Origin of the sequence: Advenella kashmirensis WT001 (assembly GCF_000219915.2) — a bacterium.
Taxonomy (GTDB): domain Bacteria; phylum Pseudomonadota; class Gammaproteobacteria; order Burkholderiales; family Burkholderiaceae_B; genus Advenella; species Advenella kashmirensis.
In genome coordinates this window covers 749,810-770,041 of record NC_017964.1, presented here as the reverse complement: position 1 = coordinate 770,041, position 20,232 = coordinate 749,810, and the positions used below count along the sequence as shown (strand labels likewise).

19 protein-coding genes and 3 pseudogenes are annotated in these 20,232 nt (G+C 56.1%); 3 read left to right on the top strand and 19 right to left on the bottom strand.

What is annotated here, in order from left to right:
* Position 1: 1 nt before the first annotated feature.
* The 4 genes from TKWG_RS03620 to TKWG_RS23160 all read right to left on the bottom strand — a co-directional run bounded on the left by TKWG_RS03620 (position 2) and on the right by TKWG_RS23160 (position 4,730).
* Positions 2-1,273: a polysaccharide pyruvyl transferase family protein gene (locus tag TKWG_RS03620; protein WP_014749517.1), complete on the bottom strand. Its 1,272-nt coding sequence runs from the start codon at positions 1,271-1,273 to the stop codon at positions 2-4.
* Entirely contained in the window at positions 1,266-3,350 is a 2,085-nt protein-coding gene (locus TKWG_RS03615; protein ID WP_014749516.1) for a glycosyltransferase, read from the bottom strand. The genes TKWG_RS03620 and TKWG_RS03615 overlap by 8 nt, the downstream gene beginning before the upstream one ends.
* A 106-nt stretch (positions 3,351-3,456) precedes the next feature.
* Positions 3,457-3,966: a sugar transferase gene (locus TKWG_RS21060; protein ID WP_081489205.1), complete on the bottom strand. Its 510-nt coding sequence runs from the start codon at positions 3,964-3,966 to the stop codon at positions 3,457-3,459.
* Positions 3,852-4,730 carry a hypothetical protein gene (locus tag TKWG_RS23160; RefSeq protein WP_014749514.1) on the bottom strand — a complete coding sequence of 293 codons (879 nt, stop codon included), beginning with the start codon at positions 4,728-4,730 and terminating at the stop codon, positions 3,852-3,854. The genes TKWG_RS21060 and TKWG_RS23160 overlap by 115 nt, the downstream gene beginning before the upstream one ends.
* A gap of 377 nt (positions 4,731-5,107) precedes the next feature.
* Here TKWG_RS23160 and pgi point away from each other — a divergent pair.
* Positions 5,108-6,555, top strand: a pseudogene (pgi, locus tag TKWG_RS26860) (glucose-6-phosphate isomerase).
* Positions 6,552-7,661 carry a glycosyltransferase gene (locus TKWG_RS03600; RefSeq protein ID WP_014749513.1) on the top strand — a complete coding sequence of 370 codons (1,110 nt, stop codon included), beginning with the start codon at positions 6,552-6,554 and terminating at the stop codon, positions 7,659-7,661. The pseudogene pgi and the gene TKWG_RS03600 overlap by 4 nt, the downstream one beginning before the upstream one ends.
* Before the next feature lie 41 nt (positions 7,662-7,702).
* Here the strand turns inward: TKWG_RS03600 and galE are convergent, their stop codons facing one another.
* The 13 genes and pseudogenes from galE to waaC form a co-directional block, all read right to left on the bottom strand.
* Positions 7,703-8,737, bottom strand: coding sequence for a UDP-glucose 4-epimerase GalE (gene galE, locus TKWG_RS03595; protein WP_014749512.1), 1,035 nt, complete (start codon positions 8,735-8,737; stop codon positions 7,703-7,705).
* A 361-nt stretch (positions 8,738-9,098) separates the two neighbouring features.
* Positions 9,099-10,079 (bottom strand): lipoyl synthase, encoded by a 981-nt coding sequence (gene lipA, locus TKWG_RS03590; RefSeq protein WP_014749511.1) that lies wholly within the window; start codon positions 10,077-10,079, stop codon positions 9,099-9,101.
* A 294-nt stretch (positions 10,080-10,373) separates the two neighbouring features.
* A pseudogene (lipB, locus tag TKWG_RS03585) lies at positions 10,374-10,999 on the bottom strand (lipoyl(octanoyl) transferase LipB).
* A complete protein-coding gene (locus tag TKWG_RS03580; RefSeq protein ID WP_014749508.1) occupies positions 10,999-11,274 on the bottom strand; it encodes a DUF493 family protein in 276 nt (91 codons plus the stop codon). The pseudogene lipB and the gene TKWG_RS03580 overlap by 1 nt, the downstream one beginning before the upstream one ends.
* Positions 11,274-12,140 (bottom strand): D-amino acid aminotransferase, encoded by an 867-nt coding sequence (locus tag TKWG_RS03575; RefSeq protein ID WP_014749507.1) that lies wholly within the window; start codon positions 12,138-12,140, stop codon positions 11,274-11,276. The genes TKWG_RS03580 and TKWG_RS03575 overlap by 1 nt, the downstream gene beginning before the upstream one ends.
* An 18-nt stretch (positions 12,141-12,158) precedes the next feature.
* Positions 12,159-13,271: a D-alanyl-D-alanine carboxypeptidase family protein gene (locus TKWG_RS03570; protein ID WP_014749506.1), complete on the bottom strand. Its 1,113-nt coding sequence runs from the start codon at positions 13,269-13,271 to the stop codon at positions 12,159-12,161.
* A gap of 291 nt (positions 13,272-13,562) precedes the next feature.
* Entirely contained in the window at positions 13,563-14,234 is a 672-nt protein-coding gene (locus TKWG_RS03565) for an alpha/beta hydrolase (protein ID WP_014749505.1), read from the bottom strand.
* On the bottom strand, positions 14,234-14,395 hold the full coding sequence (locus TKWG_RS23505) for a hypothetical protein (RefSeq protein ID WP_171815114.1): 162 nt from the start codon (positions 14,393-14,395) through the stop codon (positions 14,234-14,236). The genes TKWG_RS03565 and TKWG_RS23505 overlap by 1 nt, the downstream gene beginning before the upstream one ends.
* Before the next feature lies 1 nt (position 14,396).
* Positions 14,397-15,197 carry a type III pantothenate kinase gene (locus tag TKWG_RS03560; protein ID WP_014749504.1) on the bottom strand — a complete coding sequence of 267 codons (801 nt, stop codon included), beginning with the start codon at positions 15,195-15,197 and terminating at the stop codon, positions 14,397-14,399.
* A gap of 4 nt (positions 15,198-15,201) precedes the next feature.
* On the bottom strand, positions 15,202-15,579 hold the full coding sequence (locus TKWG_RS24470; protein ID WP_050981519.1) for a hypothetical protein: 378 nt from the start codon (positions 15,577-15,579) through the stop codon (positions 15,202-15,204).
* Positions 15,576-16,061, bottom strand: a complete 486-nt coding sequence (locus TKWG_RS24465) for a biotin--[acetyl-CoA-carboxylase] ligase (RefSeq protein WP_050981518.1) — start codon at positions 16,059-16,061, stop codon at positions 15,576-15,578. Before TKWG_RS24465 ends, TKWG_RS24470 begins: the two co-directional genes overlap by 4 nt.
* A gap of 3 nt (positions 16,062-16,064) precedes the next feature.
* Positions 16,065-17,423, bottom strand: a complete 1,359-nt coding sequence (locus TKWG_RS03550; RefSeq protein ID WP_014749503.1) for a 3-deoxy-D-manno-octulosonic acid transferase — start codon at positions 17,421-17,423, stop codon at positions 16,065-16,067.
* Between the two features lie 76 nt (positions 17,424-17,499).
* Positions 17,500-18,452 (bottom strand): annotated as a pseudogene (gene waaC, locus TKWG_RS03545) (lipopolysaccharide heptosyltransferase I).
* A gap of 53 nt (positions 18,453-18,505) precedes the next feature.
* On the opposite strand from waaC, the gene TKWG_RS23500 reads away from it, so the two are divergent.
* Positions 18,506-18,682 (top strand): hypothetical protein, encoded by a 177-nt coding sequence (locus TKWG_RS23500; RefSeq protein WP_171815113.1) that lies wholly within the window; start codon positions 18,506-18,508, stop codon positions 18,680-18,682.
* 7 nt (positions 18,683-18,689) lie between these two features.
* Here the strand turns inward: TKWG_RS23500 and TKWG_RS03540 are convergent, their stop codons facing one another.
* Positions 18,690-19,499, bottom strand: a complete 810-nt coding sequence (locus TKWG_RS03540) for an endonuclease/exonuclease/phosphatase family protein (RefSeq protein ID WP_014749502.1) — start codon at positions 19,497-19,499, stop codon at positions 18,690-18,692.
* A gap of 9 nt (positions 19,500-19,508) precedes the next feature.
* On the bottom strand, positions 19,509-20,150 hold the full coding sequence (locus TKWG_RS03535; RefSeq protein WP_041709819.1) for a site-2 protease family protein: 642 nt from the start codon (positions 20,148-20,150) through the stop codon (positions 19,509-19,511).
* Positions 20,151-20,232: the final 82 nt, after the last annotated feature.

Sequence of the window (20,232 nt, the reverse complement as noted above, 5' to 3'; positions counted from 1 at the left end):
GCTACTTCAAGATCCCGAGCCCGCGCAGAATGCGCCCGCCAGCGGACCGCAATTTTCGCAGGACCGGCCCGCTACGCTCGTTCTCATATAGTCGGTTATAACGTACCCATAAGCGATAGCCACGGGAATCCAAAAAGGCCTGCTGCTGTGGGCTGGGTCGCGCTTCGATCAGCGCCTGGGCACTTTCATCCAATTGCCTTGAAAGCATGTCGAGTCGATAAGCGTAATTGAGATTGCGCTCCCGGGTATCCTGCAATTGTTCATTCAGCAGACGGTACTTGCCTGTCAGGTCGGCCAGCGACGCATTGAGCGCTGCATTATCAGCCGCAGCATGCTCGACAGCCTGCAGATCCTGCGGGTCATGGGCCCTCGATACACTGCCCGTGCCCCCGTTCTCGTCCGGCTTGCGGCCGGTGAAGGTCACATTTGGGAACCGCGACAAGGAGTAATCATAGACCGCCCTGTTCTTGAAATACCCGCTGGGATGCATGGTCACGTCACAACCCATCAAAGTGCCCAGAATGGACATATGCAGTCTGTCGGAGTGAATTTGCTCAAATTGTGACATCAGTTCAAGCAGCGGCGAGAGGCGCCTCTGGCACATGTCCTTATCGAACCAGGACTGGCTGTTCCACAAAAGGGAAAGATCATAGTTATGCGTGTAATGAGCCGCACTTCTGGCCTCCTCATCTTCACGAAACATATTTAATCGCCCGCTCCGATGTTCGACTCCATGAATCTTGAATGCCGACCAATCAGTGGCGAATGCCAGATCATGACAAAGAAACACCCGATCCTGCATGCCGCTGATCGCCTTAAGATGAGCGTAGGACACACGCTCCCGGGCAAAGATGGTGATCTGGCTGGCGTATTTTTCAAAAAAAGACTCAAAGCCTTTGACCGTGCTAGGCAGAATCAGTACCTGCCCACCTTGCGCTAAATAACCATCGAGGATTTTTGCATAATGGTTCCAGAGACCATCAAGCCAGCCGCCGCCACCGCCCACAATGATATGTCCGGCCTGGGGTGGGACCGAATCGGCCAGGAAATCGTGTATTTTCGGATTAATGCCGATTGTTTCAAAGAGGCATAAGGTCCCCAGTCCGATCAGGCCATCGCCAAAATTGCCCGCACTGGGCAAATAGACCGCGTTGTTTTCCGCAAACTTTTTCAGAGCGCTAATCAGCGGTTCACACCCTGTGATCTCGCTTTGAAGCTCAAGTCGTTTTTCAATGATACTGCGCTGTTGTATGCTGCCTGATTGGTTATTCATGTGATCCGTCCGCCAAATCAAATATTTCTTTTACACGTGTCATATATGCCTGTTCGCTGTGGCGCTCCAGAACAAGAGACAGCGCGTCTTTTCTTAACTGATCGATATCAATGGAATCGTCATAAAGCTTTCGGATCGCATCCAGATAACGATCGGCCATTGTCGCGTCGTCAAAATCATTATCGATCAGTATTCCGGTTTCATTGCTATATACAATCTCGGAGATTCCTCCCACATTCGGTGCAATCACCAGCAATCCCTCTGCCATGGCTTCCAGCAGAATATTGGGCAAACCGTCAAATCGGCTGGTGTAGATAAGCGCGTCATATCCGGCCGCATGCAAATCGGCGAACCGTGTGAACCCGCCCTTATAGACAACATTGGGAAGAGAGGCCAGCTGATTTCTATTTTCCACAAATACACTTTGACCGTAGACGTCCAGCACGATGGCTGGGTCATATTCAAATAGCCGGGCAGCGATTGAAGGGATCAATTCAGGACGTTTTTCATAATCCAGACGCGATGCCCAGAGCAGCCTCTTGACTGGCGAAAATGCTTTCAGGTCGTCAGGTCGCAAATGACTGGCGCATTTGGCAAATAACGTTTCACGCTTGAGCTCGTCAATGTCAAGCCGTTGCTCCGCGTAGCGAATGGACGCAGGCTGATCTGAAACGATGTGCGACAGATGGGGAGCAAATTCCGAAATGAAATACAAACTGCTGCCATCAACAAAATTGACACCGCGGTCCGGATATACAGCGTTGCTGAAATAATAAAATACTGCTTGATTGGTCAATTCTGCAGAAAACCGCTCAAAGAATGTAAATGCATAAGGACACGATTTGATATGTAGCATACTGGCGCCGGCCACCGCCTGGATGAGTCGAAGTGTAATGATGTAGATATCACTTAACTGCCAGCGTGAACATATGTCATATAAATCGATAAAGGTACACTGCTCTGGGAGCAGATGGAGTGCATGCTCCTGGTATTTTTCGCCGCAAAGAATCAGGATGCGCTTGGACGGCTCCAGCTTGACCATCGCTTTTACCACATCAAGTATATATTTTTCCCCTCCTCCTCTGGAAACAAACGGAAACAGTACCACGTCGGTAAACTGAGTATCGTCCAGGTCCTTGACCGCTTCATAATAGGCACATCCAGGCGAAAGCGGTCCGCCTTTTGAAGTGCCAACATTGAGTCTCCGTACAAGCTCCAGATCGATCTTCGGCTCGATGTGGTTGGCAGCAGCAAATGACTCGAGTATGACTTCCGATGCCAGCAACTGTTCTCGCCTGCGTTCGCTATCGAACCCGTCGAACCATTTTCTGCCGTCAACACGCCGGTAGTCATCAGCACACCGCTGCACAAAAACACTCGGCATGAAGAGCCTGGAAAATGGAATAATTCGACCGTGGGATGTGGTCATGATGCTATTGCGACGCTGTCTGTAAAACAAGATGGTATCGCTGGCAACGTCAAACCGGTACCCCGCGGCCACAGCTTCACAATTGAAATGCCAATCTTCAAACGCTTTCATACCGCCACGTGCATCTATAAACTGCAAATTATCAAATACCGAGCGGTGGCAACCAATGCGGGATACATATGAGTTGGCGCCGAACAACATAATATTGGTCACATCCTCGCTGGAGGTGTATTGTCCCCAATAGATACGGTCGCCAAACGAGCAGACGTGTTCCGGACAAATAATCGTATTCTTTCCATGCTCCAGCAAGGCCTGGTGCATCTGGACAAAGAAATTATAAGACACAAGATCGTCGGCATCTGCCGTCGTAATATACTCGCCGCCGGCAGCTGCAATGCCATCATTGCGCGATAGTCCCAGAGAGCGATTCGTAACATGCAGGATTTTATGCGAGTCGAACTCTGAATAGTCGGCTTTCTCAACCCAATTGCGCGTGGCCTCATCGGCGCTATCGAGCACCAGAATAAGCTCGGACGTGAGTCCTTTATGGCGGGCGAATTCAGCGGCCTGGGCGAGCGAGCGCAGCGTCCGTTTGAGATACGGTGCCTCGTTGTGTAAATTGAGAACAATTGAATAATCAATAGTCATGTACTTCCCGTTATGACTGAGTAGAAAAACAATGGATAGAATTTGTCATTGCCATTGCCTGCTGGCCATCGGCAAACCGGTACATGTCGATGGCCTTGAAGCCCGTTCAGCGAGCCCCATACCCTGTCAGCATTGTCTTGACCGTCAGGAAAATTATATAAATATCCAGTGCAAAGGAGGCGTTCTTGATGTAATAAAAATCATGTTCTATCTTGATCTGCGTTTCATCAACGTCGGCCGCGTAACCGGAACGCACTTGTGCCCAGCCCGTGATGCCGGGCTTGAGCACGTGCCGATAGCTATAGAACGGAATCAGCTCGTCAAACTGTTCGACAAAGCTGGGTTGCTCCGGGCGCGGACCGATCAGGCTCATTTCACCACGGATCACATTGATGTACTGCGGCAATTCGTCAATGCGCAGCATCCTGATAACACGACCCACCCGGGTAATGCGACCATCATCTGCCTGTGCAAAGGCCTCGGTTTCTTCGCCAGTACAGATCATGCTGCGAAACTTGTATACGGTAAAGGGCCGGTTGCCGCGACCAATGCGGGTCTGGGTATACAGGATCGGACCAGGCTGTCCAGCCGGATACACACCGCCGTGACCGCGCATACAATCAGCACCAGCGGCAAGGTAAGCAGAACAATAACCATATCGAACAGAAATTTCAGTCGCTCATAATTGCGACTAGGCAACAAGGACCCGATATCGTTTTCAGACATTTTACGAATCGATACCCGGCCCGTGAGCGATTCCAGCAAATGCTTGGCATTGTAGACGGCCGTGCCTTTGAGCACGCAACGTGTCAGGAAACGCTCCCAGGTGCCGTCAATGGCATCGAAATCGGCCACCACGCCGTCATAACGGACTTCCTGGAGGTCCGGTGCCTTCAGAATGCGCGTATCGATAAACGGAATCTTGGTCAGCTCGGCAGCACGCCCCATGTCGATCACCGCAAGTTTGACCTTTTTTAGGTGCTGCAGCGCCATAAATTCGATATGCAGCCAGAACAAGGCCACAATACCGCTGGCAAACAGCAGATATCGAGATACTTCCAGGCGAAACACCAATACGATCAGCGACAGGATCAGATAGATTACCATGACCTGGGGCGCGACCAACGCGGCGTTTCGCCCCCCCGGGTAACGGGTCAGCAGGCGAAAGACAGCCACATTGGACAGGACCAGCGCGAGCGTAGTGACCAGTGCCGCAGTGACCTGGCCGTTATCGGGCGACCAGACCGCGCGCGGCCCCCACATCAGCACATACGGCAGTGCAACGCACAGGCTCCACCCGATCACGATTGAAAACACCCTGGAAAACAGGAGTTGCTCAAAAAAACGGTCAAACCGGCGGGCTGGAATTAGTTCATTCACGTTTCAGTACTGATCCATGTAATATACGACATGCATTACACTACGGATCGGGAAATAAAGCAGCTAGTTTACCGCTTAAAAGCCACACTTCGCCGCACAGCAATCAAAGAATTGAAAAGGCATCGTATTGTTGGCAACACCCTATTTCAGGGGGTTTCCCCAAAGTAAGAAGAATCATTCGCATTAATACCTTACGGTATACTTGGCGCTGGCACGAAAAGCTTTAACCCTGAACTGTTTTTGGCAGGAACAACTTGAATACTGAACTGGATTCTCACAAACCATTGACTCAACTGCCGCAGTGGCACGCATACGTCAAGGCAATCAACGCTGCCCCCCGCGTAGCCCCTGCGCCGCGGATTATCGAGGCCGGCGGCATGCAAATCGACCTGACTGCCCAAACCTATAGCGTAGATGTTCTTAACACTACCACCGCCCTGCTCCAGGCACGGGATTTTGCCGCTGCCCGGCAAGCGCTGTTTGACGGTGAACCAGTCAATACCACAGAAAACCGGGCCGCCTGGCATACTCAGCTGCGCACCCCCCGCCCCGTCGAAGAAGTTGCCGAGGAGCGCAAGCGCGCCCTGGAATTCGTGCGGCGCAGCGACAGCGAGCGCCGCTGGCGCAATATTGTCCACATCGGTATCGGCGGCAGCGACTGGGGCGTGCGGCTGGTCGTGGGCGCCTTCGGCTATGCCGGCATGTGGCGCAACATCCGGTTCGTGGCCAATATCGACGGCCATGCGGTCGAGGGCGGGCTGGCCGGCCTGGACCCGCGCGAAACGCTTGTGGTCGTGGCGACAAAATCGTTCAAAACGGCCGAAACCCTGGAAAATGCCAAGCGAGCCATCGAATGGATGCAGGCGGCAGGCATAGCCAAGCCGCTGAACCAGGTCATTGCCGTGACGGCAACCCGCAGGCGGCCCAGGCATGGGGTCTGCAGCAAAGCCAGATATTCCGGTTCTGGGACTGGGTGGGAGGCCGTTTTTCCATCTGGTCGGCCGTAGGTGTCGCTGCGGGCCTGGCGGTGGGACCCGATGTGGTTGCGGGGCTGCAAAGCGGCGCCAAGGCCATGGATGACCATTTCCTGACCGCGCCCATCGAAGAGAATGCGCCGGTACAACTGGCCATGGCCGGCATTGCCAACCGCAGTATCCTGGATTACGGCTCGCTCAATATCTCGGCTTATGATTCCCGGCTGGCCAACCTGATTCCCTATATCCAGCAACTGGAAATGGAGTCGCTGGGCAAATCGGTCGATATCAAAGGACAACCCATCACTGTACCCACCGGGCCTGCTGTTTGGGGGATGCCGGGCACCGATGCGCAGCATACGTTTTTCCAGTGGCTGCACCAGGGCAGTGATGGCGCGCCGGTCGATTTTATCGCCTGCCAGCACGAGGATCATGCCTGGAAAGAACACCACATCCAATTGCTTGCCCATTGTCTGGCCCAGCGCGAAGCGTTGATGAACGGCAAGACGTATGAACAGGCCGTGCAGGAAAGCATGGCAGCCGGGATGTCAGAGGCCGACGCCCGCGAGCTGGCAAAACACAAAGTCCACCCCGGTGGGCGCCCGTCCAATCTGATTATGATGCCCAGCCTGACGCCTTTTTCGCTGGGTGCGCTGCTGGCCCTATATGAACACAAGGTATTCGTCCAGGGCCTGGTGTGGGGCCTGAACCCGTTCGATCAATGGGGCGTGGAATACGGCAAGGTGCTGGCAACCGACATTACCGCTGAATTGAAAGGTGCTCCGCCTCAGACGTCGCACGACGCTTCCACCCGTTACTGGATTGAACGCATTCGCTCGCAAATGGAATGAAAATCCTCTTTACCAATTTCCACAAGCGCAACGGCGGCGGGCACGTAACCTATATTCTGAACCTGCTGCGGCAGTTTGCCGACCATGACTGCTGGCTGGCCACGCCCGACACCAGCAGGCTGTTTCGCTATGCCAGCGCACTGGAGGGCGTCACGGTCCGAGAGCAGGCCTTCAATTCCCGTATCGGCAAGTTGATTCCGGAAGTACGCCAGTTGCGACAATTGATCCGGCAGGAGCAATTTGACATTATCCACGTCAACGCCTCTGCAGATCACCGGCACGTGATGCTGGCCTGCCTGGCGTTACCGCGGCACCAACGTCCGCGCATTGTCTTTACCAAGCACAACGACCATTCGGTGCATACGCTCGGACATCGGCTGCGCGCCTGGCTGGCCACCGATGCTGTCATTGCCGTCAGCCATTACGTGGCAGGATTGTTCGCCGACAGCGCCTACGCATGCTTTCCGATACACGTGATTCATCATGGCATAGACGTACAGCATTTTGCACCAGCCACCCGCGCCGAACGACACGCGGCGCGCCAAAGCCTGCTGGGCACAGATGATCCGCAACTCATTGTCTTTGGCAGCACCGGCGGCACCGATTTTGAAAAAGGCTGGCTCGAACTGGTGTATGCAGTGGCCGGGTTGCCCGACGCATTACGCAGGCGTTGCCGTATTGTGGTGGCCGGCGACCCGCCGCCGGACGATATTATCCAGAGTATCAACGGGCTGCAAATGCAGGACCAGGTGATCTTTCCGGGGTTGCTGGATGATACGCGCCCCGTGCTGGCGGCCAGTGACTTGGGATTTGTCCTGTCGCACCGTGAAGCCCTGTCTTACGCTGCGCGTGAAAGCATGGCTTGCGGGCTGCCCACCATCGTGAGCGATGCGGGCGGTCTGCCCGAAAATCTGGAGCACGGGGTGTCCGGCTGGGTAACGCCAACCCAGGATGTCACCGCATTACGCGCCCTGCTTGCACAGATTCTACCCGATGCCGCAGCCTTGGCAACTGTCGCCCAGCATACGAGGCAGCGCGCCGAAGCCTTGTTCAATCTGTCGGTGTTTGCCGACAGCACGATGAAAGTATACAAAGACGTACGCTAGATATTAGCCCTGACTGAGGCGCGCGGCAATGCGACCTGCCGCTATTGCTTATCGCTGTCGTCGCCCCGATAGCCCTCTGGGTTGTTTTTTTGCCAGCGCCAGCTATCGGACATCATCAACGACAGTCCGCGTCTGGCCGTCCAGCCCAGTTCCCGGCTTGCCTTCTCGGGATTGGACCAGCACTCGGCAATATCGCCTTCGCGCCGGGGCGACAACGTGTACGGAATGGACACCGCCGTCGCCTCTTCAAATGCCTTGACGATATCCAGCACGGAGTACCCTTTGCCCGTACCCAGATTCCAGATATGGGCGCCGGTTTTATCCTGAATGAAATTCAAGGCAGCCAGGTGACCCTGAGCCAGGTCCACCACATGGATATAGTCACGCACACCGGTGCCATCGGGAGTTGGGTAGTCACTGCCGAATATGGCCAGTTTTTCCAGTTTCCCGACCGCCACCTGGGTAATGTAAGGCAACAAATTATTGGGGATGCCGTTAGGATCTTCGCCGATATACCCGGATTCGTGCGCACCGGCGGGATTGAAGTAGCGCAGAATGGCCACCGACCACTGCGGATCGGACTTTGCCAGATCCTGCAGGATACGCTCGACCATCAATTTGGAGCTGCCATAGGGATTGGTGGGATTCCCCACCGGGCAGGTCTCGGCAATCGGCATGGTCTCGGGCTCGCCATAGACGGTTGCTGATGAGCTGAAAACGATGCGACGGACCCCGGCATCGGCCATGGCTTCGGTCAGCGTGATCGTCCCCCCTACATTATTGTCGTAATACCGCAAGGGCTGCCGGACGCTTTCACCCACGGCTTTCAGGCCGGCAAAATGCACCACCGCATCAATATCGTGCGCACCGAACAGCGCGTCCAGCACAGGCCGGTCACGAATATCACCTTCGATAAAAATAACAGACTTTCCGGTGATTTTCTCTACCCGGTTTAGCGAGGCGACCGAGCTATTGGACAGATTGTCCAGCACGACAATCTCATGTCCTGCATTCAGTAATTCGACAACGGTGTGTGAGCCAATAAACCCGGCTCCGCCGGTAATCAGAAGTTTCATGCCGGGATTCCCACTATGCAGATTCAGATCGGAGTGATATAGACGGGATTATAGTGCAACGGCTGGCGCAAAACCGGCCGGGCAACTGACTGAAAAAGCAGGATGGCGGAATAATTGACAGGAAAACGACAAACCGGACACGCTTACCTGCGCCGCCCGTCTCCGGTGGCGCATCCGCCATGCTTGTACCCACGGCGCCAGCCAATGCCTGACGCTTTGGACTCCTCATTAATGAAGCGACAAAACACCAACCTGATTCCTTGCGGCATCTCTGGCCATGTTGCTCAGGGCAAAAAAAAGCGCAGCCTTCAAAGAAAGACCGCGCTCCATTGCAAACTACCTGGAAATGATCTAGCTACGATCAAAAGCCGGCTGCGTGCGCCTGTTCGTCTGCATGGTAGGAAGAACGGACCATGGCACCGACGGCTGCGTGCGTAAAGCCCATTTTGTAGGCCTCTTCCTCGAACATTTTGAAGGTATCGGGATGAACGTAACGCAGCACGGGCAGATGGTGTTCTGAGGGTTGCAGATACTGGCCAATGGTCAGCATATCAATATCATGTTCGCGCATGTCGCGCATGACCTGCAGGATTTCCTCGTCAGTTTCGCCCAGACCGACCATCAGGCCGGACTTGGTCGGCACATTCGGATAACGCTGCTTACAGTCGCGCAACAGTTTGAGCGAATGCATGTAGTCAGCACCGGGACGGGACTGTTTATATAGGCGAGGAACGGTTTCCAGGTTGTGGTTCATGACATCGGGCAGGCCGTTGCCGAAAATATCCAGCGCCTTGTCCAGGCGGCCACGAAAATCGGGTACCAACACTTCAATCTGGGTTTTGGGAGAGCGGCTACGTGTCTCGTTGATGCATTCCACAAAGTGCGCCGCCCCGCCATCACGCAGATCATCACGATCAACCGACGTAATGACCACGTAGTTCAGACGCATCGCGGCGATGGATTTGGCCAGATTGGACGGCTCGTTAACATCCAGCGGATCGGGCCTGCCGTGGCCCACATCACAGAACGGACAGCGGCGCGTACATTTGTCGCCCATGATCATGAAGGTCGCCGTACCCTTGCCGAAACACTCGCCGATATTGGGGCAGGACGCTTCCTCACAGACGGTGAACAGATTGTGTTCGCGCAGAATTTTCTTAATGTCGTTAAAGCGCGAATTGGGCGCCGCCGCCTTGACGCGAATCCATTCGGGCTTTTTCAGGCGTTCGACTGGAATGATCTTGATGGGAATCCGCGACGTTTTATCGAAGGATTTCTGTTTCTTGGTGGCGTCGTACTGTTCGTCTTTGACAGTCGGAGTTACTGCTGTGTTTGTAGTCATAGTGGTGTCACGGCCCTTATGGGAATGGACGTTACGGCAATAAGTCAGGTTGTATTTACTGACGGCGGTTTATGAAAGCCGCGTGAAATTTCAGCTCATTTTAACGCTTAAAACGGGCTTATCCGCAAAAACCCTAAGAGCGCCATAAGTTTAGGCAGCGTCAGCGCCCCTGGATAGGGCGGGCAATCGCCAATTTACTCTGGAAGATGGCCCCAGGCGCTGCCCAGTCAGACCACGACCCGACTACGGTCCAGCCTTGTGGCAACCGCATTACAGCCATAACCCATTCCATTTTCAGGAAAACCGCGGCAACAGCCGTTCAAGCACACGCCTGCCGGCTTCCTGCACTGTGGTACTGACGCCCATGGTTTTCAAGTCTACGGTTTGTAAACCCGCGTAGCCACAGGGGTTAATGCCGGCAAAGGGTTGCAGATCCATATCCACATTCAGGGCCAGGCCATGATAGGCGCAACCCTGGCTGATTTTCACCCCCAGTGCAGCGATTTTGGCCAGGCTGCCGTCCTGCAAGGGCACATAGACGCCTGGCGCCCCGGCCTTGCGGCAGGCTTGTTGCAGGCCGAAACTAGCCAGGGTGTCAAGCACGACGTCCTCAATCAACGCGACATATTCCTTGACGTAAATGCCCTGGCGGCGCAGATCGATCAGGGGATAGACAACCAGTTGCCCGGGACCATGGTAGGTGACCTGCCCACCACGATTGCATTGGACCACCTCGATCGCACCGGTATTGAGCAAATGCTCCGGCTTGCCGGCCTGCCCCAATGTATAGACCGGAGCGTGCTCTACCAGCAGATTTCATCTGGCGTCGCTTTATCGCGACCTTCGGTGAACGACTTCATGGCCTGCCATACCGGCTCGTAGGGCGCAGGCCCGTCCAGATGGCGTACCTGTACTTGCATCACAAAACGATTTTGACCAGCGCGTGTCCATGCAGCGCACGATACAGATTATCAAGCTGCTCTCGGGAGGTGACGCGCACAGTGAATGTCAGGCCAATGTAGTTGCCCTTGCTGCTTGGACGCATTTCCACCGTAGCCGGATCAAATTGCGGATCGTACTGCAACACCACCTCTGTCAGCAGTTGTGCCAGTTCGGGATGCTGAACGCCCATGACCTTGATCGGAAAATCACTGGGGTATTCAATCAGCGACTGCTCTGGCGGAATGTCTTTCATCATAGTCGGGAGATTTCCTTATCATATTCAGCCCTTAACTTCCTGTATATGGGGCCGGGCTGACCATTTCCAACCGGCGCACCGTCCAGCTCCAGCACCGGCAACACTTCCTTGGTGGCCGATGTGACCAGAATCTCGTCAGCGGCAAAAACCTCTGCGCGGGTAATGTTGCGGGCTTCAAACGGCACCCCGGCCCGTTCGGCCAGTGTCGCCAGCAGACCGTAGCGAATACCTTCGAGAATCAGGTGGTTTTTGACGGGCGCCAGCAAGGTCCCGTCTTTGACCACCCACATGTTGCTCAGAGAGCCCTCAGTCAACAAATCATCGCGAAACTGGATAACTTCATCAACACCGCGCTCGGCGGCCATCTGGCGTGCCAGAACGTTGCCCAGCAACGACACCGATTTGATATCGCAGTGCAGCCAGCGCTCATCCGGACCCGAGATCACGCGAATGCCGCGCTCACGCTGCTCTGCGGTTGGCCGGATAAACGGACCGCTGGAGCAGAAAATAGTGGGCGTCACCGGCGGTACGGGAAATACATGCTCGCGCTTGGCCACGCCGCGCGTGACCTGCAGGTAGATGAAGGAGTCATCGGTTTTGGCGCGATCAATCATGTCCTGCATCAGGCCGGCCCAGAACTGCGCCGTTTTGCCGGTTGCCAGGCTGATGGCGTTCAGGCTGCGCTCCAGGCGCTGCACATGTTCGTTCAGCCGGAACGGCTTGCGGTTATAGGCCGGTACCACTTCATAGACACCGTCCCCAAAAATGAATCCCCGATCGAATACCGAAATTTTAGCCTCGTCGGCCCGTACATACTCACCGTTAAGATAAACGATGCTGTCGCTGTCTATACCCTGTATCACCACATTCTGCCCGAAAGATTAGCTATTGAAACTGCTCAGTACCTTGTCCCACATGCGTCCGAAGAAGCCGGCTTGTGGTACGTCTTCAAGAACGGTGAGTTGCTCCTGCTTGAGTACTTTGCCATTGAGCACGAACTGCACATTGCCCACTGTCTGGCCTTTGGTCAGCGGCGCAACCAGCTTGCCATTAATTTGCGTAATGGTCTGGACCTTGTCTTCCATGCCACGCGGTACGGTCACGCTGACGCCATCGGCAGCGCCCAGCTTGGCCTGCTTGATTGTTCCTTCCCACACGCGCGGACTAATAAGCGACGCACCCGCCGCAGCCACTTGTTTGGCGGTAAAGTTCTGGTAGCCCCAGTCCAGCAGGTTCTGGCTGATCTGTTCGCGCTCACGCACAGTGGCAGCGCCAACAACAACTGAAATAAGGCGACGATCATCGCGCTTGGCCGCCGCGATCAGGCAATAGCCGGCATCTTCCGTATGTCCGGTTTTAAGGCCATCCACGCCGATATTGCGCGATAACAAGCCGTTGCGGTTCTGCTGACGAATTTTGTTGTAGGTAAACTCGGGCTGGCTGAAATAGTGATAATACTTGGGATGGTCCTTGATCACGTGCTGCGCCAGTACCGAGAGGTCGCGCACCGTCGTGTAGTGCTCCGGTGCCGGCAGGCCGGTCGGATCCGTAAAGTGCGTGTTGGTCATACCGAACAGCGCCGCTTCCTTGTTCATCTGGTTCACGAATACATCTTCGCTGCCCGCCACGGTTTCAGCCAGTTGAATGGTGGCATCGTTGCCGGACTGTACGATCATGCCCTTGATCAGATCGTCTATCGTCACTTGCGTATTGACCTGGATGAACATGCGCGAACCGCCGGTGCGCCAGGCTTTTTCCGACACAGTTACTTCTTGTTCCGGACGAATACGATTTTCGTCAAGCGCCGAAAATACCAGACTGGCGGTCATCAGCTTGGTCAGTGAAGCAGGCGAGACTTTCAGGTCCGGCTCCTGGTTGCCGATAATCTGGCCTGAGGTCGCATCAATCAGGAACCAGGCCTTGACATTGGTTTGCGGCGGCGTCATACCGGCCACCTCTGAAAGCACCGGCGTGCTGGCATTGGTTACCGGCACGCTTGAGCGTGAGTCAGGCTTGGGTGGCGTTGTAGGAGCGCCTGTGTAGAAGATCCTGTCTGAGCACCGGTTTGCGTCGAGTTCGACCCTGTGGTTGTCTGCGTGCTGCCCGAGGGCGCACTATTGTTGGTTTTATTGAAGAAGACATAAGCACCGCCTGCGACCAGGACGATGATCAGGATAAGAACAATACGACGTAGGAACATGGAAACGGATCCGGATAGAAGAAAGGATTTGAAAAGAGAGGGGCCTGCCAGTTGGGAATTATAAGCGCTTGCAGAACAAAAAGCGTTACACGGCGGTTTCGGCGGACATCTGCTGCAACGCGTCAAGCGCCAGTTTTTTCAATTCGATCAGATAGCCATGAAAAAAATGGGTAGCGCCCGGAATAACCGTCACGGCAATGCGGTAGCTGGCAATCCAGTCAAACACTTCCTGCAGCGGCACCACTTCATCGCGTTCCCCGTGGATCACCACTGTGTTGGCAGGCAGCACTACCTCGCGCCAGGCGAATCGCTTTACTGCCGTGCCCACCAAAGTAAGCAATTGCGGCAAGGGCTGGGTTTGCTCTTCGCGCAACACCGAGTACAGTTGCGCGGCCACCGACGTGCCAAACGAAAAACCGGCCAGCAGCCATGGCTTGCCGTCCAGTTGCGGATGGGCAGCCAAAAACGCCTGAATCAGCTGCTGCATGTCTGCGGTTTCGCCGCGCGCCTGGTCAAAACTGCCTTCAGATTTGCCGATACCGCGAAAATCAGGGCGCAGCACGGCGTAACCAGCCTGCGCGTATGCGCGCGCCAGGGTCGTGACCACTTTGTTGTTGCGCGTGCCGCCATGTAGCGGGTGTGGATGCAGAACCAGCGCCCAACCCAGTAGCGGCTGGCCCGGATCGGGCCAGTCAACCAGACAGTCGATGCGGCCTGCCGGACCCACGGTATCAAACGGTTCAGTCTGGATGGCCATTAGCGTATCGGCCCTACTTCAATGGCGCCGGGTCGAAATTCGGTGGGGGTCTTGACGGTCGCCCCCAGGCGCGATTCACCCGGCTTGAGGCCAAACCAGCCTGCGCCCAGCCCGTAAGTAAGGACATTGGCCAGGAGGACAATAAAGAAAAGCGTGCGCATATCAGGCGTCCGTTGAGTGCTGTGCAAGCGCGCGCAGGCCGTCAAGGACTGGCGATTCGCTCTCGATGAGCGGTATTGTACCAAATCCCATATCAACGCTGAATGAATCGATACGCGCCTGCAGTTCCGGCAAGATCGCTGCGCGCGCGCCCCCTGTCACAAAGACCAGCGGGGCGCGGCCCAGATGTTCGGTTACCTGCTGCCACTGTCTGATCACGCCTCCGGTTTGCGCAGCCACAATGCCGGCGGCAATGGCCGCCTGGGTGTTTTGCGGAAACGATGGCCACACCTGTGCCGGCATCGGGGCAACGGGCAGGCGGGCCGTTCCCGCGCCCAGCGATGATTGCATCATGCTCACGCCAGGGAAAATGACCCCGCCCAGAAAGGTTTCATGATCATCAATCGTATCAACCGTGGTCGCTGTCCCGAAACTGACCAGCATCATCGGGCCATCAACCGGTCGCGCAGCCAGAATGCCCAGCAGGCCGAGCCAGCGGTCGGGCCCAAGCTCGGCCGGGTTGTGATAACGGTTTTTCAGCCGCAGCAGGCGCGCTCCCGGCGTCTGCCACTGGATGGGGCACGGCGCGAGGATCGTGTCCAGTTCCTGCCGGATCGCCTCGGTGGTAACACTAACGCCCAGCGCACTGGCTGGCGCCTGCGGCAGTTGCCTGATCAGGTCGGCCAGCGCATTCAGATCCGCCGCAGCAAAGGCATGAACGCCCTTGTCGACAGACCGGTCTGTCGAATCGAAAAAGGAAACTTTGATGCGCGAATTGCCCGCGTCAATCAGAACGGTCAGCATAGAGTCAGCCCTGGCCTTCAGGTCGGATGGAAATATCACCGATCGTAATGGGGTGGTGTTGCCCTGCATGCTCAACCACCAGGCAGCCATCCTGATTCACGCCCCGGGCGGCGCCGGACAGGACGATTCGTTCATCCTGGATCACATTCACTTGCTGCTCGCGCAGCGCATCAATTTGCGCATGACGCGCCATGAACGCGGCAAACCCCTGTTGCTCGTACTGCGCAAAGGCATCGCGCCACGCCCGGGCAATGCGGGCAACCAGTAAGGCGATGTCTTCCGAGCGACCGGGATCGTCGCTCATATCGCCCAGCACCGAGGTCCAGTCAGCAACCTTGCGTCCCAGATGCTGAGTCAGTTCCACTGCGCTGGACAAATTCATCCCCATGCCAACGATAACCACATGATGGTGCTGCGATTCGCGTTGCAGCGGCCGGTCGATTCGACCAGCAGCCCAGACAGCTTGGCCTGATCGTACAGAATGTCATTGGGCCATTTCATGAGCAGGCGGTCCTGCACTGCCGGACCGGCGACTTTTCGCAACTGCTCGCAGGCGACAATTCCTACCACCGGCGCCAGCATGGGCAGGCGCGCAGGCGGCACGAATACATCGTAGGCGCAGGAAAACATCAGCGTGGAACCCGGCGTATCCTGCCAGCGCCGTCCTGCCCTGCCGCGTCCGCTGGTCTGGGTATGAGCGCCCAGCAGCGCCGGCCGGCCCATGGCCGACTGCGTACTTCTGACTTCCTGCATCAAATTGACGTTGGTCGAACCGACCTGTTCAACCCAAGCAATGCTGGCAAAGTCCGGCAATGCGGAATAAAGGGTTTTTTGCAGAACGGAGGCGCTGGGTAACAGGGACATGGTTTACTTCAAATAAGGCTGCAACGCAGACATGATTCTATCGGTGGCGCCCTCGTGCAGGGACAGCCATTCTTTGGCAGCGCGACTCATGCCCAGGCGCAATTCGGGATTCTCCAAAATTCGCAACGCCAGGGCAATGGCCTCGGAGGGCGTCTGGGCGCGGCGGGCTGCGCCTTCGGCCAGCGCATCTTCCACCGATTGCTGAAAATTGCGGGTATGCGGACCCACAATGACAGGCAGGCCAAGCGCACTGGCTTCGATATGGTTCTGACCACCCAGCTCGGCAAAACTGCCGGCCACGATGGCCACGTCAGCCAGCCCATAAAAGAAAAACATTTCCCCAACCGAATCACCCAGCAATACATCGGCCGTGCGCAATTGGTTATCGGTCGGAAAGGCACTGCGGCGACAGAAACTCAGGCCGTCATCGGCCAGATAGTCGGCAACCAGATCAAAGCGTTGCGGGTGTCGCGGCACCAGGACAAATAGCGGCATCCGATTGGGGGCGATGCCCGATGCGCCTTGCCGGTCTGCTTCGCCCTGTCCGCCCGACTCTGACTGATAGGTCTTTTTTACCTCGGCTATAGCGCGGGTAAACAGCTCGTCTTCGCCTTCCCGGGTGCTGGCAATCACAATGACAGGCCGCCCGATATGGCGCCGCGCCACCTGTCCCATATGCGACTGCTCGGGCGAGATGCGCAGGTCAAACTTCAGGTTACCGACCACCCTGGTGCGCTTGACGCCGATTTCCGCAAGACGCGCTGCGTCAATGTGGGTCTGGGTGAGAATCAGATCAATACTGGTGAGCGCCTTGCGCAGCACACTGCCCAACAGTTGGCCACGCCGCAGCGACGTCGGCGAAAAACGCGCACTGGCCACGATAACGGGAATATTCTGTTTCTTGGCCTGGGCCACCATATTGGGCCAGATTTCGCGTTCGATCAGGATACAGCAGCGCGGCTTCCAGTAATCCAGAAACCCTTGCACTGCTTCGGGAAAATCGTAAGGCATCCACGCCTGGCACAATCTGCCGGTATTGATGGCTGGCGCGAACAGTTTGCCACCGATGGATCTGCCGGTTTCCGTAAAATGCGTTAGCAGAACAGGCAAGCCCTGATCCAGCAACGCCTGCACCAGCGGCTGGGCGGCCCGGGTCTCGCCCAGGCTGACGGCATGCACCCACACCGGCCGAACAAAATCGAAGACCGATTCGGCATAACCCTCGTCATCGTCATGCGGGCCGGGCTGCTGTTGCTGTCTTTCAGTATATCGACCGTATCGCTCGGGACCGCGAATATCCCAAACACCTCCTGCCTTGCGCGCGCGCCGCTGCAGCCACCACAGCAGCAAGGGTGAGGCCATTCTTAGGGTTGCAGTATAAAAAAAGCGATTCATGTTCTGATTCTAGGTACCGGGACGGCCACAAGGGAGAGCACTGTCAGGCCTGCAAAGCCTGCTTCAGTTTTGATACCACCATATCCCGTGTTGGCGGCAAACCCCGGTCGCCCAGGCTGGCAGTAAAGCCGCTGCCCTCCAGGGGCGTGCGGACCGGCGTCGAGGCACTGTAAATCCCAATAGTGGGACGACCAAGCGCCGCTGCCAGATGCGTCAGACCGCTATCAAGACCGATCATCATTTTGCAGGCTGCCAACAGTTTAGCAACTTCGGTCAGGTTCATTCTGGGTAAAACTTCGGCATTATCGAAATCCCGTATAAGCGCCTGCGCCCTTGCCGTTTCTTTTTCGTTCCCGGCGAGCAACTTCAAGCCCAGTCCCGCCTCTCTCAGCAGGCCAAATACAACCTGCCAGTCCTGTTCGGGCCACAATTTGTCTTCCCGGCTGGCCGATGGCATGATGACTGCATAATCCTGTATCGGCGTGTTGTCGGTAAAGGACTGCAGCCCGAAATCGGGATCCCCGGAGAAGGCATAGCCCAGCGCGGCCGAGGCCAGCAGGCGCTGACGCCGTACAGCCGGTTGCCAGAACTCGACCTTATGACGCTTGTGATAAAAAAGCGAGGCCAGCGACTCGCGTGCCGAACGCCAGTCCAGCCCATGGCGTCGGCCTTTTGCCTGGCGCACGACCCAGGCTGATTTCATCAGCCCTGCATGTCCAGCACAATATCGTAATCCCGCTTGCGCAGGTTCTGGGCGAAAACCCGCCGTTCGCTGCAGGCCTGACGCGAGAGCCATTGCTTGCGCCAGCGGCGGTGGGAAATGACAATCACTTCATGTACAGCAGGATGCCAGGCAGGAATTTCAGCAAAATGTTCTTCCACGACCCAGTCAATTTGCGCGCCAGGCACATGCCGATGAATATCGGAGATGGCCGGTAGCATATGCACCAGATCTCCCAGGGAAGACGAGCGAACAATCAGGATTTTTTTTGTCATCGTAGCGATTTTCGTACTGTGGCATTCCCGAAGGTCTGCCACGAGGTAACTGAGTGCAATTTCAATGGGCAAGTAACGATAGCCGCAACGTGCTGTTGCCCACGCCCGGCAATTGCTGCATATTGGCCGCTATTGTAGCGAAGAATGAAGCGTTGCTGCGTTCGCGTCTCGCAAAGCAGATTGCGTCTGAACGCAAAACCGGCGAGTCGGGTGTAACCCGTGGCGAGTGAATGCATTTCAGGCCAATTCCAGTTCGGCCAGAATCGGCGCATGGTCGGAAATGCGCGTCCAGGGCCGCCCCTTGAGCACCTGCGCCGACAGGATGGTAAAGCCACGTTGATACATGCGGTCCAGCCGCAACCAGGGGAACATGGCCGGAAATGTACGCGGTGGTGCCAGTTGATCTACAGCCATCAGACCGCGACCGGCCATCATGCTGCGCAATGACGTTTTCAGGCGCGGCAACTCGTTATCGATCCGCAGCGGGCTGTTGGCGAACACCTCGTGCAGGCCCAGCTCATGATCGAAATAAGGCGCCAGTTTTTCATTCCAGTCGTTGAAATCACCGGCCAGAATAAGCGGTTCATGATCCGGCACCAGCCGCTTGATGCGTTCGATAATGGCAACGACCTGGCGGCCGCGACTGGCGGCAAAGAGTCCCAGGTGGGCAACAAAACAGTGAACCATTCTGCCGTCGATTTCCACTCGCGCGTGCAGCACACCGCGCTGCTCCAGCCGATGGTCGGAAATATCCTCGTTCTCATGCTCCACAATGCGAAACCGGGAAAGCAGCGCATTGCCATGATCGGTGTCTGTACGCACGGCATTGCAGCCATAACAGACATCCATTGACAAATGATTTGCTAGCATATCCTGCTGGGCGTGCAGCGATTCGAACCGGCTGTTGCGGCCCTGCACTTCCTGCAGGAACACAAGATCTGCACTCAGCTGCGTCAACCCGCACTGCAGATCAGCGAGCGATACCCGCTTGCCAAATGCTGACTTGCCTTTGTGAATGTTATAGCTGACGACCTTAAGTGTAGTCATGAGTTATTCTTATCCGAACAGAAACAGACGCCCAAGCAGGTCAAGCACGACACTGATGACCGGCAGCAGCACGACCTGCAACAAACCAAAGGCGATCAGACCAAGCACAATGAAAAACCCGTAGGGCTCCAGCCGCTGATAGGCGATGGCCCATTTTGCAGGCAAAAAGCCGGCGATAATGCGGCTGCCGTCCATGGGAGGAATAGGCAGCAGGTTAAAGACCATCAGGAAGATATTGAGCGTAAAGCCGGCGATAGCCACCTTCCACCAGTAACTGTCCAGCAGGCCAAAGCCCAGCAGCACACGCGCCGTAATCACCCACAAAATGCCCATCAGCAGATTGGCCACGGGCCTGGCCAGCGCCAGCAGGATACTGTCGCGCTTCGGGTTGGCAAAGTGCGCCTCGTTCACCGGAATTGGCTTGGGCCAGCCCACCACAAAACCCGGGTTGGCGGCGATCAGCAGCAATGGCACAAGAATGGTGCCGATGGGATCGATATGCCTGGCCGGATTAAGGGTAAGGCGACCCAGCATCAAGGCCGTGCGATCTCCCAGCTTGTGGGCGACAAAGCCGCGTGCCGCTTCGGCCAGCGTAATGGCAAAAATCAGCGGAATGGCGTAAATGGTAATGGCACGGATAATATCATCCATGATGACGGCGCCCCTCACGGCAACGGATTGGCCGTTCCGCAACAATGGTCCGTCCGTATCCACCATTCACATAACAATCGCC

Excerpts from the sequence above, each read along its gene's own strand:
- galE (WP_014749512.1), bottom strand. The coding sequence starts at position 8,737 with ATGAAACTTCTGATTACCGGCGGAGCCGGGTTTATTGGCTCACACACC.
- TKWG_RS03565 (WP_014749505.1), bottom strand. The coding sequence starts at position 14,234 with ATGGCCATCCAGACTGAACCGTTTGATACCGTGGGTCCGGCAGGCCGC.
- TKWG_RS21060 (WP_081489205.1), bottom strand. The coding sequence starts at position 3,966 with ATGCGCGGTCACGGCGGTGTGTATCCGGCTGGACAGCCTGGTCCGATC.
- TKWG_RS03620 (WP_014749517.1), bottom strand. The coding sequence starts at position 1,273 with ATGAATAACCAATCAGGCAGCATACAACAGCGCAGTATCATTGAAAAA.
- TKWG_RS24465 (WP_050981518.1), bottom strand. The coding sequence starts at position 16,061 with ATGTCCCTGTTACCCAGCGCCTCCGTTCTGCAAAAAACCCTTTATTCC.
- TKWG_RS03600 (WP_014749513.1), top strand. The coding sequence starts at position 6,552 with ATGAAAATCCTCTTTACCAATTTCCACAAGCGCAACGGCGGCGGGCAC.
- TKWG_RS03560 (WP_014749504.1), bottom strand. The coding sequence starts at position 15,197 with ATGCTGACCGTTCTGATTGACGCGGGCAATTCGCGCATCAAAGTTTCC.
- TKWG_RS03580 (WP_014749508.1), bottom strand. The coding sequence starts at position 11,274 with ATGAAAGACATTCCGCCAGAGCAGTCGCTGATTGAATACCCCAGTGAT.
- TKWG_RS24470 (WP_050981519.1), bottom strand. The coding sequence starts at position 15,579 with ATGAATTTGTCCAGCGCAGTGGAACTGACTCAGCATCTGGGACGCAAG.
- TKWG_RS03550 (WP_014749503.1), bottom strand. The coding sequence starts at position 17,423 with ATGGCCTCACCCTTGCTGCTGTGGTGGCTGCAGCGGCGCGCGCGCAAG.
- TKWG_RS03615 (WP_014749516.1), bottom strand. The coding sequence starts at position 3,350 with ATGACTATTGATTATTCAATTGTTCTCAATTTACACAACGAGGCACCG.
- TKWG_RS03540 (WP_014749502.1), bottom strand. The coding sequence starts at position 19,499 with ATGACTACACTTAAGGTCGTCAGCTATAACATTCACAAAGGCAAGTCA.
- TKWG_RS23505 (WP_171815114.1), bottom strand. The coding sequence starts at position 14,395 with ATGCGCACGCTTTTCTTTATTGTCCTCCTGGCCAATGTCCTTACTTAC.
- lipA (WP_014749511.1), bottom strand. The coding sequence starts at position 10,079 with ATGACTACAAACACAGCAGTAACTCCGACTGTCAAAGACGAACAGTAC.
- TKWG_RS03535 (WP_041709819.1), bottom strand. The coding sequence starts at position 20,150 with ATGGATGATATTATCCGTGCCATTACCATTTACGCCATTCCGCTGATT.